Annotated in this window: 16 protein-coding genes and 1 tRNA gene; 3 read left to right on the forward strand and 14 right to left on the reverse strand. The window is 66.4% G+C overall.

Features of this window, described 5'->3' with window-relative positions; all coding sequences use genetic code 11:
• Window positions 1–65: 65 nt before the first annotated feature.
• Window positions 66–1,445, reverse strand: coding sequence for an SLC13 family permease (locus AAF184_00525; GenBank protein MEO0420790.1), 1,380 nt, complete (start codon window positions 1,443–1,445; stop codon window positions 66–68).
• Between the two features lie 124 nt (window positions 1,446–1,569).
• Here AAF184_00525 and AAF184_00530 point away from each other — a divergent pair, with 124 nt between their 5' ends.
• Entirely contained in the window at window positions 1,570–2,340 is a 771-nt protein-coding gene (locus AAF184_00530; protein ID MEO0420791.1) for a sulfite exporter TauE/SafE family protein, read from the forward strand.
• Here the strand turns inward: AAF184_00530 and aceK are convergent.
• Window positions 2,326–4,077 (reverse strand): bifunctional isocitrate dehydrogenase kinase/phosphatase, encoded by a 1,752-nt coding sequence (gene aceK, locus AAF184_00535; GenBank protein MEO0420792.1) that lies wholly within the window; start codon window positions 4,075–4,077, stop codon window positions 2,326–2,328. The genes AAF184_00530 and aceK overlap by 15 nt on opposite strands.
• 142 nt (window positions 4,078–4,219) lie before the next feature.
• Here aceK and AAF184_00540 point away from each other — a divergent pair, with 142 nt between their 5' ends.
• Together AAF184_00540 and AAF184_00545 are read left to right on the forward strand one after the other, a co-directional pair.
• On the forward strand, window positions 4,220–4,612 hold the full coding sequence (locus AAF184_00540) for a response regulator (GenBank protein ID MEO0420793.1): 393 nt from the start codon (window positions 4,220–4,222) through the stop codon (window positions 4,610–4,612).
• Window positions 4,613–4,839: 227 nt separating this feature from the next.
• Complete coding sequence (locus AAF184_00545; GenBank protein MEO0420794.1) at window positions 4,840–5,118, forward strand: hypothetical protein; 279 nt, start codon at window positions 4,840–4,842, stop codon at window positions 5,116–5,118.
• Between the two features lie 57 nt (window positions 5,119–5,175).
• Here the strand turns inward: AAF184_00545 and AAF184_00550 are convergent.
• The 12 genes from AAF184_00550 to AAF184_00605 form a co-directional block, all read right to left on the reverse strand.
• A tRNA-Thr gene (locus tag AAF184_00550) sits at window positions 5,176–5,251 on the reverse strand.
• Window positions 5,252–5,310: 59 nt separating this feature from the next.
• The gene (locus AAF184_00555) at window positions 5,311–5,973 is read right to left on the reverse strand and encodes a YqgE/AlgH family protein (GenBank protein ID MEO0420795.1); all 663 of its coding nucleotides are present in this window, start codon (window positions 5,971–5,973) and stop codon (window positions 5,311–5,313) included.
• A 13-nt stretch (window positions 5,974–5,986) separates the two neighbouring features.
• The gene (locus AAF184_00560; protein ID MEO0420796.1) at window positions 5,987–6,454 is read right to left on the reverse strand and encodes a hypothetical protein; all 468 of its coding nucleotides are present in this window, start codon (window positions 6,452–6,454) and stop codon (window positions 5,987–5,989) included.
• Between the two features lie 6 nt (window positions 6,455–6,460).
• A complete protein-coding gene (locus AAF184_00565; GenBank protein MEO0420797.1) occupies window positions 6,461–7,228 on the reverse strand; it encodes an SPOR domain-containing protein in 768 nt (255 codons plus the stop codon).
• Complete coding sequence (locus AAF184_00570; GenBank protein MEO0420798.1) at window positions 7,225–8,028, reverse strand: type III pantothenate kinase; 804 nt, start codon at window positions 8,026–8,028, stop codon at window positions 7,225–7,227. The genes AAF184_00565 and AAF184_00570 overlap by 4 nt, the downstream gene beginning before the upstream one ends.
• Window positions 8,025–8,906, reverse strand: coding sequence for a biotin--[acetyl-CoA-carboxylase] ligase (locus AAF184_00575; protein ID MEO0420799.1), 882 nt, complete (start codon window positions 8,904–8,906; stop codon window positions 8,025–8,027). The genes AAF184_00570 and AAF184_00575 overlap by 4 nt, the downstream gene beginning before the upstream one ends.
• Entirely contained in the window at window positions 8,903–9,556 is a 654-nt protein-coding gene (gene plsY, locus AAF184_00580; GenBank protein ID MEO0420800.1) for a glycerol-3-phosphate 1-O-acyltransferase PlsY, read from the reverse strand. The genes AAF184_00575 and plsY overlap by 4 nt, the downstream gene beginning before the upstream one ends.
• Window positions 9,557–9,669: 113 nt before the next feature.
• The gene (locus AAF184_00585) at window positions 9,670–10,560 is read right to left on the reverse strand and encodes a DMT family transporter (GenBank protein MEO0420801.1); all 891 of its coding nucleotides are present in this window, start codon (window positions 10,558–10,560) and stop codon (window positions 9,670–9,672) included.
• Window positions 10,553–12,394, reverse strand: a complete 1,842-nt coding sequence (locus AAF184_00590) for a PDZ domain-containing protein (GenBank protein ID MEO0420802.1) — start codon at window positions 12,392–12,394, stop codon at window positions 10,553–10,555. Before AAF184_00590 ends, AAF184_00585 begins: the two co-directional genes overlap by 8 nt.
• Window positions 12,395–12,409: 15 nt before the next feature.
• A complete protein-coding gene (locus tag AAF184_00595) occupies window positions 12,410–13,318 on the reverse strand; it encodes an SPFH domain-containing protein (protein MEO0420803.1) in 909 nt (302 codons plus the stop codon).
• Window positions 13,319–13,353: 35 nt separating this feature from the next.
• A complete protein-coding gene (locus tag AAF184_00600) occupies window positions 13,354–13,857 on the reverse strand; it encodes a PaaI family thioesterase (GenBank protein MEO0420804.1) in 504 nt (167 codons plus the stop codon).
• Window positions 13,854–14,762, reverse strand: coding sequence for an arginine deiminase-related protein (locus tag AAF184_00605; GenBank protein MEO0420805.1), 909 nt, complete (start codon window positions 14,760–14,762; stop codon window positions 13,854–13,856). The genes AAF184_00600 and AAF184_00605 overlap by 4 nt, the downstream gene beginning before the upstream one ends.
• Between the last annotated feature and the right edge of the window lie 185 nt (window positions 14,763–14,947).

The following is a 14,947-nucleotide window of genomic DNA, read 5'->3' on the forward strand; positions in this document are numbered from 1 at the left end:
CGAAACAGCGTCTTACAGCGCTTGCCCGGCGATGACGGGAGCAACTTGTGACCTTTCGACGGCCCTCAGAGCAGCAGCAGGGACGCTACTGCGGTGACCACACCCACGGCCACGAGGTTGATCACGAAGCCCTCCCGAGCCATCTCGCGAATGCTGAGTCGACCGCTCGAGAACACGACGGCGTTCGGCCCGGTGGCCACGGGCAGCATGAAGGCGCAGCTGGCGGTCATGGCCGCAGGCGCCATCAGCAAGCGGGGGTCCAGTCCTGCCGCCACCCCAGCAGCGGCGAGGATCGGCATCAGCAACGCCGTGGTGGCGGTGTTGCTGGTGACCTCCGTCAGGTAGGTCACCATCACGCAGATCAAGCCGATCAACAGCCACGGCGGCAGCGCGCTGAGCCCGGCGAGGGCCTCCCCCAGGCTGGCGCTGATGCCGGTGGCTGCGAAGCCCTTGGCGATCGCGATGCCGGAGCCGAACAGCAGCAAGATGCCCCAGGGAATTTCCGAGGCCGTCTCCCAGTCGAGGAGGCGCCCGCCGCGACCGTTCGGCACCAGGCACATGAGCACCACGGCCAGCAGGGCCACGCTGGCATCGTTGGCGCCCGGCAGCCCCAGCCATTGGCTCCAACCCCCGCCGGGCTCCGTTCGCGTGATCCACGCGAGCGCCGTGAGCGCGAAGATGGCAAGCGTGCGCACCTCCTCCGCCCGCCAGGGGCCCGGGCTCGGAATGTCGATACGCTCCTTGGTACTGATCCCACGCGTTAGCCAAATGGCGATGAAAGGCACGAGGAGCAGCACCACGGGGATAGCAAACCCCATCCAGGAGAGAAAGCTCACCTCCGTGCCGGTGGTCTCCTGGTAGACGCGCAGGAAGATCAAGTTCGGCGGCGTGCCCACGGGCGTACCTATACCCCCCACGCTGCCGGCGTACGCGATGCCGAGGAGCAGTCCTCGCTGGAGCGCGCGATCGTCAGTCTTCTCGATGATGGCCACGACGATGGGCAGCAACATGAGCACCGTGGCGGTGTTTGAAATCCACATGCTCAAGGCGGCCGACACGGTCACAAAGCCGAACACCAGGGACCGACCACCACCGCGACCGAAGGCACGCACGGCGTTCAGCGCGAGGCGACGGTGGGCGCCGCTTCGCGCCATGGCGGTGGAGAGCATGAAGCCGCCCATCAGCAGCAAGATGAGGGGACTGCCCACGGACTCCCCCACCTGGCCGGGCGAGAGGATCCCAAGCAGCGGCAGCAGGGCCAGAGGCAGCAGAGAGGTGACCGGGATCGGGATCGGCTCGAAGATCCACCACACGGCAGCGAGGGTGGTGATGCCCGCCACCCACGGTGCCCCGGCGGAGCCGACGCCCTGCGCGGCGACCAGCATGCCCACCAGCGTCGCTATCACGGGTCCGCCCACCAGGGCTGCGTTTCGGATGATCTGCAAGTCGCTTCGGCTCCGCTCGACACACCACGGCGGCCTAGTGGCCGCGCGCTCATGTATTCTACGCGCGGTGCTCGCGCCCTGTGGACGGGACGCGGTCGACGCGGTTGAGGACGCAGGGGAAAGCTTGGAGATCTGGCAGGCAATTGCCCTGTGCGGCGTCGGCGTCGCGGCGGGTTGGATGAACGTGATGGCCGCCGGCGGCTCCATGCTGACCGTGCCCGTGATGCTCCTGTTCGGCCTCGACGGCCCCGTGGCGAACGGCACCAACCGGGTGGCCATCCTGGCCCAGAACGCCGTCGCCGTCCTCGCCTTTCGCAAGCGCGGCTACGAACAACCCCTGCTCGGCCTGTCCCTGGGGCTGGCGACGCTCCCGGGGGCGCTGGTCGGTGCGTTTACCGGCGTCCAGCTACGGGGTGAGCGCTTCGAACTCGTGCTGGCGGTAGTGATGCTCATCTCCATGGCGGCCATGTGGAGCCAAGGCCGGGAGAAGCAGCGACCCGACGCGCCTCCTACCGCCACACCAAGCCAACGGCCTAGCCGTCAGCGCCTGATCCTCGGACACCTGTGCATGATCGGCGTTGGTTTTTGGGGCGGACTGATTCAGGTGGGCGTGGGCTTCGTGCTCATGCCCGTACTCCACCGCGTCCTCGGCTTCGATCTGGTGCGCGTGAATCAGTACAAGGTGCTCGCCGTCCTCACCTACACGGTGCCCGTGCTCGCGGTGTACGCCTGGCAGTCCGGCGTGCTGTGGCTCACGGGCGCCGCCCTGGCCCTCGGCAATGCGATCGGGGGCTGGCTCGGCGCGCACCACACCATGACCCGCGGTGCGGGGCTGGTGCATCTGGTGTTCAACCTGGCGCTGATCGCGCTGGTGATTCGCCTAGTGTTCTTCTAGGCCATCGCGTGGGCCATCGCGCAACGCGTCTTGCTCGCCGCGCCGTCGGTAGGGCACCAGTTCGAGCACCTCGCCGCGCTCGTGACGCGCCTTCACATCGCGCCACCACGCCGCCGTGAACAACTCGCCGTGGAGTTCCAGGAAGCGATCGCGCAGTTCGCCGCCGAAGCCGAGGAACGAGGCGAACTGATGTGGGAAGACGTCGTTCTCCGCCACGTAGAACCAATCGGAGGGCCGCATCTCGTCTTCCTCGTAGGCGGCCTGCACCGGATCGCGGAAATTGCAGTCCGTAACGAGGCACAGCTCATCGTAGTCGAAGAACACGACCCGGCGCTGGCGACTCACGCCGAAGTTCTTCAATAGCAGATCGCCGGGGAAGATGTTGGCGTGGGCCAGGTCTCGAATAGCTTGTCCGTAGTCGATCACCACCTGCATGCGATCCTCACCGCTGGCCTCGCGCAAATATTTGTTGAGCGGGATCAGACGCCGCTCGACGTAGACGTGATCCAGCACCAGCGTGTTCTCGCCCTCGAGATGGGTGCTGGCGGTGGCTTCATTCAGCAACTCATCGCGAAGGGTGGGTTCGAAGCGATCCGCTGCGAACTTCATGCCGGCGAACTCCTGCGCCTCGACCAGGCGACCGACCCGATCGTGGGTCGCCACCAGGCGGTACTTGTCCTTCACGTCCTGCCGGGTGGTGGTTTTCGGGTAGGCGAAGTTGTCGCGGATCACCTTGAACACACCGCCGTAGGACGGCAGGGCGAATACGATCATCACCATGCCCTTGTCGAGGGCCGCGTCGCGGAAGCGTTCGCTGGACAGGGCGAGGTGCTCGCGAATCTCGTGGTAGCGCTGGGTCTTCCCCTGCTTGGCCCGCCCCAACATCGTGAACAGGTCCACCACGGACTTATGCGGCATGATCGAATGCAGGAAGATCACCGCGCTGGTCACGCTCTCTAGATCTACGTGGAAGTACGAGCGAGCGAAGCCGAAGACGAAGCTAACCTCATCGTCGTCGAGGAGCACCGCATCCACCTCGATACCCGTTTGCGCGTTGCGCAAGGCGATCAGCAACGGGTGTTGGCGGCTGGCGGAGGTCAGGCGGCCCACGAGGTAGGCGCGCGTATCGCGAAAAAAGACGGGACCGATCATCTCCACCAGCTGCGGCTCGCCTGCCCCAGCGCTCTCGAGGAACTCGCGCACCTCGCTCGCCACATGGTCACCGCTGCTCACGATGTCGCGATAGGTCACGGCGAAGGGGTAGTCGGCGAGCAACACGGTAAACAATTGTGTCAGGGACCCGCCCTGCAAGGCGTAGCGTCGCACGCCCAGCGGATGGGCAGACTGGGCGAGGGGCTGGCTGTCCTCCGACTGGAAGACGATGCGCTGCACGGCGTCGGCCACCCCGAACACCCGGCGCGCCACCGAATTGAAGTAGGTGCGCGTGAACTCGATGTCTCGGTAGGTGGCGATGTTCTCGGCGAAGCGCCGGCGCATGGCGTGCCAAACGCGCTCCTCGAGAATCGGGCAAGTCGGTGTTTGCTCAAACAATTCGCGCACGCGCGCGACGGTGGCGTTCACACAGTTGTCGTAGAGCTGAATCCGCTCCACCGCGTCCGCGCGACTTGCCGCCCACTTGCGTTGTTCGAAACGTTGCTTCGCGCGCTGTGTGATGGAGCGAAACTCGGAGTTGTAGCGCACAAAATCGATGAACACCTGGTGCGCGCAGGCATGCACGAGGCGCTCTTGCGCCTGGGGGTCGTTCGCCGACGCTCCGGGCCCTTCGCCGCTTGACGATGACTCAGGCGATCGCCTCACGCGCGGGTCCATGCTTTGTGTCACAGTGGGTCATCGCCTTGTCTCCTGGAGTGAGGGTCCCATGGTAACGGGTCGTCGTTATTCCGTGCTGCTGGTCGAGGATCAGGCCCTGGTGCGCGAGATGATCACCTCAGTGCTAGAGGCGAACGATTTCCGCGTCACCCCCGTGGCCTGCATGAACGAGGCAATCGACGCGTTCAGCGCCGCGTCGCTGGAGATCGACACGGTCTTGTCGGACGTGCGCCTGGGGGACGGCCGCAACGGCATCGAACTGGCCGATTGGGTGCGCGAGCGCCACGCGGACATGCCAGTGATACTGATGTCAGCGCTCACCGACGCGTCGTACGCGACCTATCACTTCTTGCAAAAACCCTTCACCGAAAGGGAATTACTAACCGTCATCGCGGACGCCACGGCCCAGGCATCCAAACCGAACCCCACCGTTACCTTGTAACGCACAAATCCTGCCCTAGCGAAACCGTTCAGCAGGCCCAACGGGCTTGGATAGACCCCAATGCCCTGTTTTTGTTAGGAACAGCTACCGTTATTCGTGCAGTGCCGCTACACTGCGCCTGACGAGCGGTCTGAGCAGCAGCGAACACTGGATGTACACCTGCGCCAAAGTCGCTCGTTTACGTTGATTTGTACAACAACGTGGTTATTTCTTGACCGGGAGTCTCCATGAAGAAAGCGAAACTGCTTAAGACCATCGACGCCGTGAAGGCGTACAAGTGGCCATCACCACAAAAACGCGCCGTAATCACCGCGCTAGCCCTGGGTGAAGAAGGCACCAGCGGGCATCTGTCTGACCTGTTGGGTATTCCCCTGCGCACCCTCCACGTGCTGTGGTCCTCGCTGCGCGCGGACGGCTGGGTGGAATGGGACGGCGAGCAGTACACCGTGAGCGACGACGTGCGCACCATCGTGGGTGTGTGGCAGCAACTCGCGAACGCCAACTAGCGCGCTGACCTACTACTGAGGGGGAACGGCGGGGCCGATTCGGCTCCCGCCAGAAAGTGGTGCCGGAAGAGGGACTTGAACCCCCAACCTACCGCTTACAAGGCGGTTGCTCTACCAATTGAGCCATTCCGGCAGTAAGGCCCGAAGAGGCCTCTGAGAACTCGAAGTGTAACGCGCCCGTCGCGTCATCCGCTATCGGCTGGCGCCGGGCGTTGTGCTGGTGGGTGAGGACCGGCGCACGACGAAAGGCTCGTCGGGCGCTGCCTTCGATCCGCCTTCAATCAGGCTCTGCCACAGACGCGATGGATCCCGCTCGAACACCTGCGCCGCGCTGGCAGGATGCACCTGCCATCCACCCGCGGCGATTTCCGCTTCCAGCTGACCGGGAGCCCAACCCGCGTAGCCGATGAAGATACGCAGGGCGCGCTCACCCACGGCGCCTCGCACCTGTAAGAGCCCTTCCAAGGTGGTCGGATCGTTACTGAGGTAGACGCCGTCCAGCACCGCCGTGCCGCCGGCGCCCTCGATCGCGAGCACGCTCACATGGCTCAGCTCCACCGGACCACCCAGGAACAGCATCCCCTGGTACCGACCGAGTCCACGAACCCCGGGAAACAGCTGGGCCGGCGCGATGTCCGAATGCTGATTGATGATGAGGCCGATGCTGCCGTCACCGTCATGGTGCAGCACCAACACGACCGTCTTCGCAAAGTTCGGGTCGTCGATAGCCTCGCTGGCCACGAGGAATCGCCCCGCGCCGGGCTCCATGGCGAAGGTAAAGGGCGCCAAGGCGCTGAGCAACAGCAGCAAAAGGCCTGCGCTTGCGATCAGGGTGGAGGATGAGCGACGTTTCATGCCGCTCAGCGTATCAGTCCTTATCCTGATCAGTCGCCTTCGGGGCGGCAAACAACGCCTCCAGCGCCTGGCGCGCGTCGTCGACCGCATCCGCGTGCGCCTCATTGGGTGAGGCGCCCTGCGCTTCCTGCTCACCTTCCGGCGCTCCGAACAGTGCGGCCAAGGCCTGCTCCGATTGGCGTGCTGCCGCGTCGTGGTCGACCTCGAACGCATGCAATCGCGGACGGAAGTAAGTGCAGTAGTTAGCCTGGGTACGATCGTTCGGCGGATCCGCTCGCTCGTGTCGACACTCATTCAGGCGCGTTCGATCGTGGTGACGGCACAAGCGACATGCGTGCAGATCAGCACGACAGTGCGGGCACCGCGCCAGGTGCGTGAGGGGAAGCAGCGCGAAGGGCAGCTGCTCGCCACAGCGCCAGCACACGTAGGGCTCCGCCGGCGGCTTGGGACGTTGGTTGCTTGGATCGTCCTCGAGGGGCATGCGGTGCTACGCCGCGGCGACTGCGCAAACGCCATTGCTGAGGCGACGACCCTGGCGCTCGAACCGGGATAGATCGACCCGCTTGCCAGGCGGCACTTCGAAATCCACGAAGTACACATCTGCCGTGCGTGTGCGATCGCGAATCTCGGGCTCGAACCCAAGCTCGCGAATAGCCTTCGCGTGACGATCCGCCCCGTCGCGCTGGCTGAACAAGCCCAGAGAGATGGCGTTGCGCAGGTCACCGCCGGGCTCGATGTACAGATCCTCCACGCCCGCCTCGCGCAGGGCGGCAGCCGTCGCCCGCGCATCCTCCCGCGAGGGCAGCGGCGGCAGCATCACCGAGTAGCCCACCCAAACATCCGAGGCGAGGCGACGCTGGCCAGGCTCCAAGCCCCGGGCCCGCACTGCCGCCGCAAACTCCGCCGCACCGGCGAGATCGAGAAAGGGGCCGACGGACGCACACTGCGCCTGCGCGCCCGGAGCGATCACCACCAGCTGGCTGCCGGCGAGTTCCACCGCCGGGCTGGTCGCCGCCACCGCCGCGGGGGGCGCGGGTTCGCCAGCTTCCTGTGGCTCAGACTCCGCACTGGCATCGGCCAGTACCTCACCGCTCACCTCGTCCTGCACGACCTGGCTGACGGGAGCCACCAACGCCAAACGCTCCACAGAAGCCGGCAGCGGGCGCGCCGAAGGGGCCGGCGCCGGGGCCACCCAACGACTCCACCCGAGCAACCCCAGGTTCACCAGTACCAGCAACAAGGCGATGGCTCTCATCGAATCTCCTCGACCCCCTCCAGCAGTGAGCGGGCCCCTTCGAGAACTAGATCATCCACGTGTTGGGCGTGTGCGGGCAACAGGGGCAGCAAATCGGGCGCATCGCCACCGGTGATGAGCAGCGGCGGCCATCCGGGTTCTGCCTGCGGGTCGGCCCCGGGGTCGAGCCTGCGCGCGGCGCTCGCATGGGCGAGCCGTACCAGCGCCGCGAGACCGTGATCGACCCCCGCGGCGACGGCCTCTCCCGTGTCACTGGCGAACAAGGAGGGGGGCACGGGTTCACGCCCGCCGGCACGGATCCGAGCTGTCGACTGGCGCAACGAGCGTCGTTGCAAGGTACGCCCAGGGGCGATGGCGCCGCCCAGGTGCTGTCCATCGCCATCCACCACGTCCACGGTGACCGCGGTGCCGAAATCGACCACCGTGCAGGGATATCCCACCAACCGCGCAGCCCCCAACATCGCCACCCAACGATCCACCCCCAGGTTGGCGGGCTGCTCGTAGCCGATGGTCAATCCGCGGAACTCCCGCTGCACCTTCCCCACTATCACCTGGCCCGAGGCGAGGCGCTGCAGGCGCGCACCTAATTCCTGGGCCATGTCCGGATGGCCAACGCTGACCACCACCGCTGCAGCTATCGCGGGCGGCAAGGCGTCCATCAGCGCGGCCACGGGCGCATGCTCGCCGAGCACCTCGTAGGGGCGAGAGCCGTGCGCCTCCAGGGCGTGTTCCTTCGCCGACGCCTGCGCCCACTTCACCCGTGAGTTGCCCATATCGATGAACAGCGCGGGATGAGTCATGGCAGGGGTCGCACCGAGACTTCGCCCGCGTGCACACGCAGGGGTGCCGGCATGTCGTCGAGGTGAACGCAGAGGGCCCCGTCGATATCGATGCCGCCGGCCACGCCGCGCTGCAGGCGTCCGTCGGTTCCCGACACCACCACTTCGCGCCCCCGGAGCATGTCCACCGGCGGCCAGCGATCGCGAAAGGCGGCAAACCCCAGCGCTTCGAACTGCACGAGGGCGGCACTAAGGGCCACGATGAGCCTGACGATAAGTGCGTTGCGAGCACGCGGATCGAGCCCCAGGGCGCAGAGGTCCGCCACCGCGTACTCCGTTTCCGTCTCGAGCGCGGCACGCAAGGCGCTCGGCAGGTGGAGATTGAGGCCGAGACCCACGACCACCTCGTGCACGCCATCGCCCTGCGCCCCCGCTCGCTGGCTGGCTTCGAGCAACAGCCCGCCAATTTTCCCGTAGGGGCGATCGCCCGCGCTCGTGCAAACGATATCATTAGGCCACTTGATCGCCAGGTGCTCCGCTCCTTGAGCGGCCAACACCTCGTACACGGCGATCGCGCAAGCAAGGCCCAACGGGGCAAGGCCGTGCGTCGTCCGCACCGGCCTGGCCAGGGAGAGGTGAATGGCGCTCCCCGGTGCGGTTCGCCACGATCGACCGCGCCGGCCGCGCCCGGTGTTCTGCTGATCTGCCACCACCGCGACCGCCCGGCCGTCGTCCGCCGCCAACGCACCGCGCCAGCGCGCCGCCTCACTGCTGGTCGAGTCCACCTCATCCAACACGCGAAGATCCGGCGCCAGAGCGCCCAGTTCAGCCCGACAGCCTCGCGAGATGCTCTCACCCTGCAAGGGCTCGAGGCGATGGCCGGAGCGCGACGCAGTCATCCGTTGCGTTCGCTGTTGCGTGCGAACAGCATGATCGCGTGCTTGCGGTCTTCCACACCGCGCAGCATGCGCGCGAGATTGCTGCGGTGGGTGTAGACCAAGAGCAGGGCCATGGCGAGGGCGAACACGACGAGCGCATCGGGCGCGGGCCCTGGCTGCAGCACCCAGACGGCGAGCGCGGCCGAGGCCGCCGCCACCATCGTGGAGAGTCCCACAAAGCCGCTCAACACGAGACAGAGTAACCACACCAAGAGGACGGGAATCACGACCACCGCGGCCAGCCCCAGGTAGGCGCCGACCAGAGTGGCGGCCCCTTTGCCACCGCGAAAGTTGAACCACACGGGGAACACGTGACCGACGACGGCGGCGGCCCCGCAGAGCATGGCGACGATGGGCGTCCCAAGGCTTGCGCTGGTGCCGAGCGGCACGTTCGCCACCCACGTCGCCGCCAGACTGCCCTTACCGATATCGATCGCGATCACCCCGAGAGCGAACGCCAAGCCGCGCGTGCGCAGGGCATTGGTGCCTCCCGCGTTGCCGCTGCCCTCCTCGCGGATATCACCGGCGCCGCTGAGTCGACCGACGATGAGTGCCCCCATCAACGACCCCAGCATGTACGCGAGCAGCAGGCGCAGCCCCAAGTCCACCATCGACGTCCCGTCCTACTTGTGCGGCACCGACGAGCACCGCTCACGGCGCCATTCTTTCCGGCCGCCGGGGATGTGACAAGGGTCGGCCTGGCACTCGCGCCGGCTCAGGGCCGTCAGCGGCGGGTGGCCGCGTAGATCGCCGCGATCGCAAGCCCTGCGCCCAACCCCTGAGAGGCGCTCATGGGCAGACCGAACAAGGCGATGTCCCAGAGGAAGGCCAGGGTGGGCTGGAGCAAGAGAATCAGCCCGATCAGCCCCGCCGGCACTCGCTCCAGACCGCTCGAGATGAGCAGCCAGCCCAGCACCTGCCCGACGACACCGTACGCGATCAGGGTGCCGAGGTTGGGTAGATCCGGAATACGCAAGCTCTCCCCGGACGCCAGCGCCAGCAGCGCCAGGAGGATCGCGGAGGCGGCGGACACGATGGCCAGATCGTTGGCGGCGCTGATCCCCGGGGAAAGCTGCCGCGCCCGGCGCAGGGACAGGATATAGCCACTGTAGAAGAACGCCGTCGCGAGCCCCCACAGCACGCCCTCGCGTTGCAAGGCCGGCAGTTCGCTCCACTGGATACCGATCAGCAGGGCCAATCCGGCCATGGCCAGGGGGATAGCCAACCAGAGGCTCAGGCGCGCGGGTTCCGCGAACACCACCACCCCCACCACGGCCAGCACGAACACTTGGAAATTGGCCAGCAGCGTAGCCAGCCCCGGTCCGACGAAGACGATACTGCGGTGCCAGGCGGCCAGGTCGGCGGCGAAGAACGCGGCCGCCACGAGCAGGGTGATCCACGGCCGGGGCCGAATCCACACCTGCTGGCGGGAGATCGCCAGCCAGGCGAAGAGCACCGCGCCGCCGAAGGCGCAGCGGTACACGGCGGAGACCGTGGGCGCCACGCTAGTGAGCTTGACGAACACGGCGGAGAAGCTGATCAGCACCGCGCCCAGGAGCAAGCGTGCCGTCGCGCCTCGACCGCCCTCCATCGACGACGCCGGCGCGCTAGCCACCTAGTGGGCCGATCCCCCGCCACCATTGCTCGCGCAGCGCGTCGGCCGCCGGGGAGGCATCCTCGATCAGGCTCAGATGTGCCGTGTCCACCGGCGGTTCGGCGAAGGTCACGTGGAACTGCATGAGCTCATCGCGCCTGAAGGCATGCAGGCTGGCCGTGGCCCCGGGGGCACTGTCGCGCAGCCGGGTACGCACGTTGTGCGCGTCCAGCCGGGTGCCGTCGAGCGCCAGCAAGCGATCGCCCGCCGACAATCCCGCGGCGTGGGCAGCGCCACCTCGGGTCACGTAGTCCAGCACCACCCCACCCCCCGCGATCCGACACCCGGCCCCGAGTTGCCCCGCGTGCCAGGCCCGCGGCGCGCCATCCTGCTCGGCGATCCGCCACGCGAGGCGAACGCCGACCTTCGCCAGCAACGCCTCCAGGGGCGGGTCTTCCGTGCCGTGCACCGTGGCCGCGAAGAACCCCGCCAGCGACACGCCGCTCACCTCTTCGGCAAGGGCCTCGAAACCGTCCTCGGCGATGCCCTCGCCGGTGGCGCCATGGCGCTCCCACAGGGCCTGCATCACCCGGTCGAGGGAACACTCGCCTGCGCTCTCGATGCGCAGATGCAGGTCCAGGGCGAGGGCGATGAGGCTTCCCTTCGAGTAGTAGGAGATCAGCGAGTTGTGGGCGTTCTCATCACGCTTGTAGAGCTTGATCCACGCGTCGAAGCTCGAGTCCGCCACGGACATCTGCTCCCGCCCCGGGGTGCGCATCACCCCGGTGATCACCTCTCCAAGGAGCTTGAGGTAGCGCGCGGTGGAGATCACCCCCGCGCGTAGCAAGGCGAGCTTGTCGTAGTAGGAGGTGATGCCTTCGAACACCCACAGGGTGCGCGTGTACTGCTCAGCGCGCAGATCGAAGGGTTGGAACGCCGCCGGCTGCGTGCGCTTGACGTTCCACAGGTGGAAGTACTCGTGACTGAGCAGCGCCAATAGGCGCACGTAGCGCGTGTCGTCGCTCGACATCCCCCGGCGGGGCAGCATGTCGCGGGCCACGATGCAGCTGTTGGAAAAGCGATGCTCCAAGCCGCCTCCCATCACGTCCGCCGCGTGGAGGAGGAACTCGTAGCGATCGAGCTCTTCAGGCCACCCTAGCATCGCATGGTGCTGGTGACAGATGGCGGAGAGGTCCTGCACCAGGCGATCGATGTCGCACCGTTGGCGTCCACTCAGGACCAGGCCGTGCGGCACGCCCTGCACCTCGAAGACCTCGCGTTCGATGTCGCTCATCTCCACCGGATGATCGATCAGATCCGCGTAGTCCTGCGCCTCGTACTCACCGTAGCCGCCGCTGTCGACGTCCACCGAGCGCAGGGAGGTGGCGACGCGATGCCCCCGATCATGGACACCCTGCGGGCGTTCGAGGCGAACTCGGAGGGATTCGTGCTCACGCCCCTCTGCCGCCAGGAACACGCACACACCGTTCACGTAAGCGCGCGTTTGGTCCAACCACGCCCCACGCACGCTGAGGTCGTAGGCGTAGACCCAGTAGCGAGCGACTAGTGTCACCTCTTCATCGGTCGTGGGGATCGGCGCGCATTGCCAGGTGGACTTGTCCACCTTGTGCACGGCCAGCTCGCGCCGTTTGCCCGACGACAGCACCTCACACTCCAGCCGCACCACGTGGCGGGCGAAGTCGCGCACCATATAGCTGCCCGGAATCCACGCGGGAAGCTGCAGGCGTTGCCCGTCGGCGGCCGGCGCGGGTAACGCCAAGGTCACCTCGAACAGATGCGCGTGGGGATCCGTCGCCCGCAGGGTGTAGGTGGGGTGGGAAGGCGTGTCGGTCATGGGATGTCCTTCAGGTCAGCGCGGATTGGCGCCCGCGGCCACCGGATCGCCAAGGTGCATCAGCGGCAGGGGCATCGAGCTGCTGCCGTCGAGGAAGTAGAGCTTGGTGGCCGGATCCTTGGCGATCTCTTTCAGCGCCTCCATCGCCTGCAGCTGCACGTAGGCAGGATTCTGGGCGATCGCCCGGTTGATCTGCTCGATCTCGTAGGCCTGCGCATCGGCCAGGATCCGCTTGCGGTTGGCCTCCTCCTCCGCCGCCTGGCGCTCTGCCTGCGCCGCCGCTACCTTTTGTTCCTGTTCGGTACGGAAGCGCTCGAGTTCGGCCTTCTGCTTCTCCACCTCCTGCTCGCGCTCCTTCTTGGCCTCGATCGCCTTGGTGATGAAGGGCGGCAGGGTGATGTCGCGGATCAGTACAGCTTCGACGTCGATCCCCTTGGGTTCCAGATAATCCTTCATGCCCAGGAGCAGGTTGCCCTGGAGGCGCTCCTGAGTTTGCTCCTGGAAGAAATCCTCGGCGCGCACGATGCTCTTGCCTTGCTCGCGCAGGAGCGAGCGCAGCTTCGGCGTGAGGTGCACCTCCACGGCGTCGGCGGCGGTGCCCGTGTCGCGCAGGATCGTGGGCGCCATCGCGGCGTTGATCCGGTACTGCACGCTAACCTCCAGCGAGGTCTGCAGCTGATCCTGCGAGGGCACGTTGGCCCGCTCCTTGTGGGTTTTCTCGCGGGCGTCGTAGTCGTGCCACTCGTAAAGCGGGTTGACGGGCACGTGCAGGCCTTCGCCGTAGCGCGTGTCCTGCACCTTGCCGAATAAGGTCGCCACGGCCACATGACCTGGCTCCACGGTTTTCACCAGACGCGAACCGAAGCTCAGCACGAGGATGAGGACGAGGGCGATGACGATCGCTGGAACGGCCAACTTAGGCATGTGCACACCTTAAGAGCGAAGTGAAAAGACGCACGCTACCACGCGTGGTGCGCAGGATGATCCTCGCCGACGGAGAAAAACACGCCGCGGCAGGTGGCGCAGACATTCCCCTCACAATGCAGCTCGGCGCTCACCAGCACGCGATCGTCCGCGGGTTGCTCCTCGACCCACGCGCGAACCTGCACCGGGGGGCCCAGTGGGGTCGGGCGGCGCAAGCGCACGGAAAACTCGCCCGTGACACAACAGCGCGGCACCTCGCCACCGTCCTCGTGGAGGAAGTGCCAGATCGCTGCCCAGTTCGAATGGCAGTCGAGCAAGGTGCCGATCACACCGCCGTTGAGCACGCCGGGAAACGCCTGGTGCTGCTGCGCCGGTTGCCATTGCGCCACGATCTCGCGCGAGGGTGCCGCCAGCGGGTAGCTGACCAGTTGCAGGCCGCTCGCATTCGAAGGCCCACAGCCGTAGCAGGTGTTGCGCGGGGCGAGGGTCGGTTGAATGCCGTGCTCGGCAGCCCGTGCGCGCACGTGGTCCGCGATCACGCCTCACCACGCTGCGGCAGGTGAATCTCCGCCAACATGCAGCGCACGCTGCCGCCGGAGCACAGTTCTATGGTGCTGATGTCGACGGCCAGCGGCTGCGCCAACCGGGCCAAGCGAGCCATCTGCGACGCGCTGAACGCATCGTGGGCCGATTGGCTCATGGCGAGCACGTTCTTGCGCCCCGCCACAGACAGCTCCAGAACGTTGCCGGCGAAGGACGCCAGCTGCAGCTGGGAGATCTCGATGATGTCGCGCCCGGTAGCCTCCAGGCGTGCCAGCACGGCGTTTCGATCCGCCTCGACGATGGCATCGCTGCAGATCACCACGAACTGCTCGCCCATCGCCATCATCACGTTCGTGTGATAGATCTCCGCGCCCTCGGGGTCGTGGGCATCGAACAGTACCACCTCGTAGCCGAGCACACGGGAGAACTCCTCGGCCGCACGATCGTGCGTGCGTGCCGAACGACATCCGTAGGCCACGCGATGGACGCGATCGAGCACCAGGCTGCCCGTACCCTCCAGGAAGACGTCTTGCGCCTCGTGGGCGCTGAGATCGATCACCTGCTCCACCGCAAAGCCCGCCGCGGGCAACGCCCGCTCGTACACATCGGCCCGGCGCTCCGCGCGACGATTCGGCGCGAGCATCGGGTAGAGCACGAAGCGACCATCGGCATGGGTGCTGAACCAGTTGTTCGGGAACACGGCGTCCGGCGTCCACACGGACGGATCGTCGTCGACCACAACCACCGTCACGCCCGCATCACGCAGGGCCGCCACCAAGGCCTCGAATTGGGTCAGGGCCTCACGCTGGGCCTGGTCTGCCGGCGGCGCCTCGTCGAAGCGCTGGATCGCGTTGGAGGCCTTCGTTTGAGGGTTAGAGGCGAACTCGCGCGGACGCACCATAAGCACGGCGTTAGCGCATTGAGGTTCTGGGAGAGGGGACATCGCGTTCAAGAGCGCTCCTGACAGCGGGACATAACATACGTCTCTACAAGCGAAATACCGGCACTCGTGACACAGGTTTGGGGAATCGCCCCCCTGCGTAGGTATTGCGCGCAAATTCCCCAAGAATACGCCGTGATTCGGCG

The organism is Pseudomonadota bacterium (genome assembly GCA_039815145.1).
Lineage (GTDB): Bacteria > Pseudomonadota > Gammaproteobacteria > Steroidobacterales > JBCBZW01 > JBCBZW01.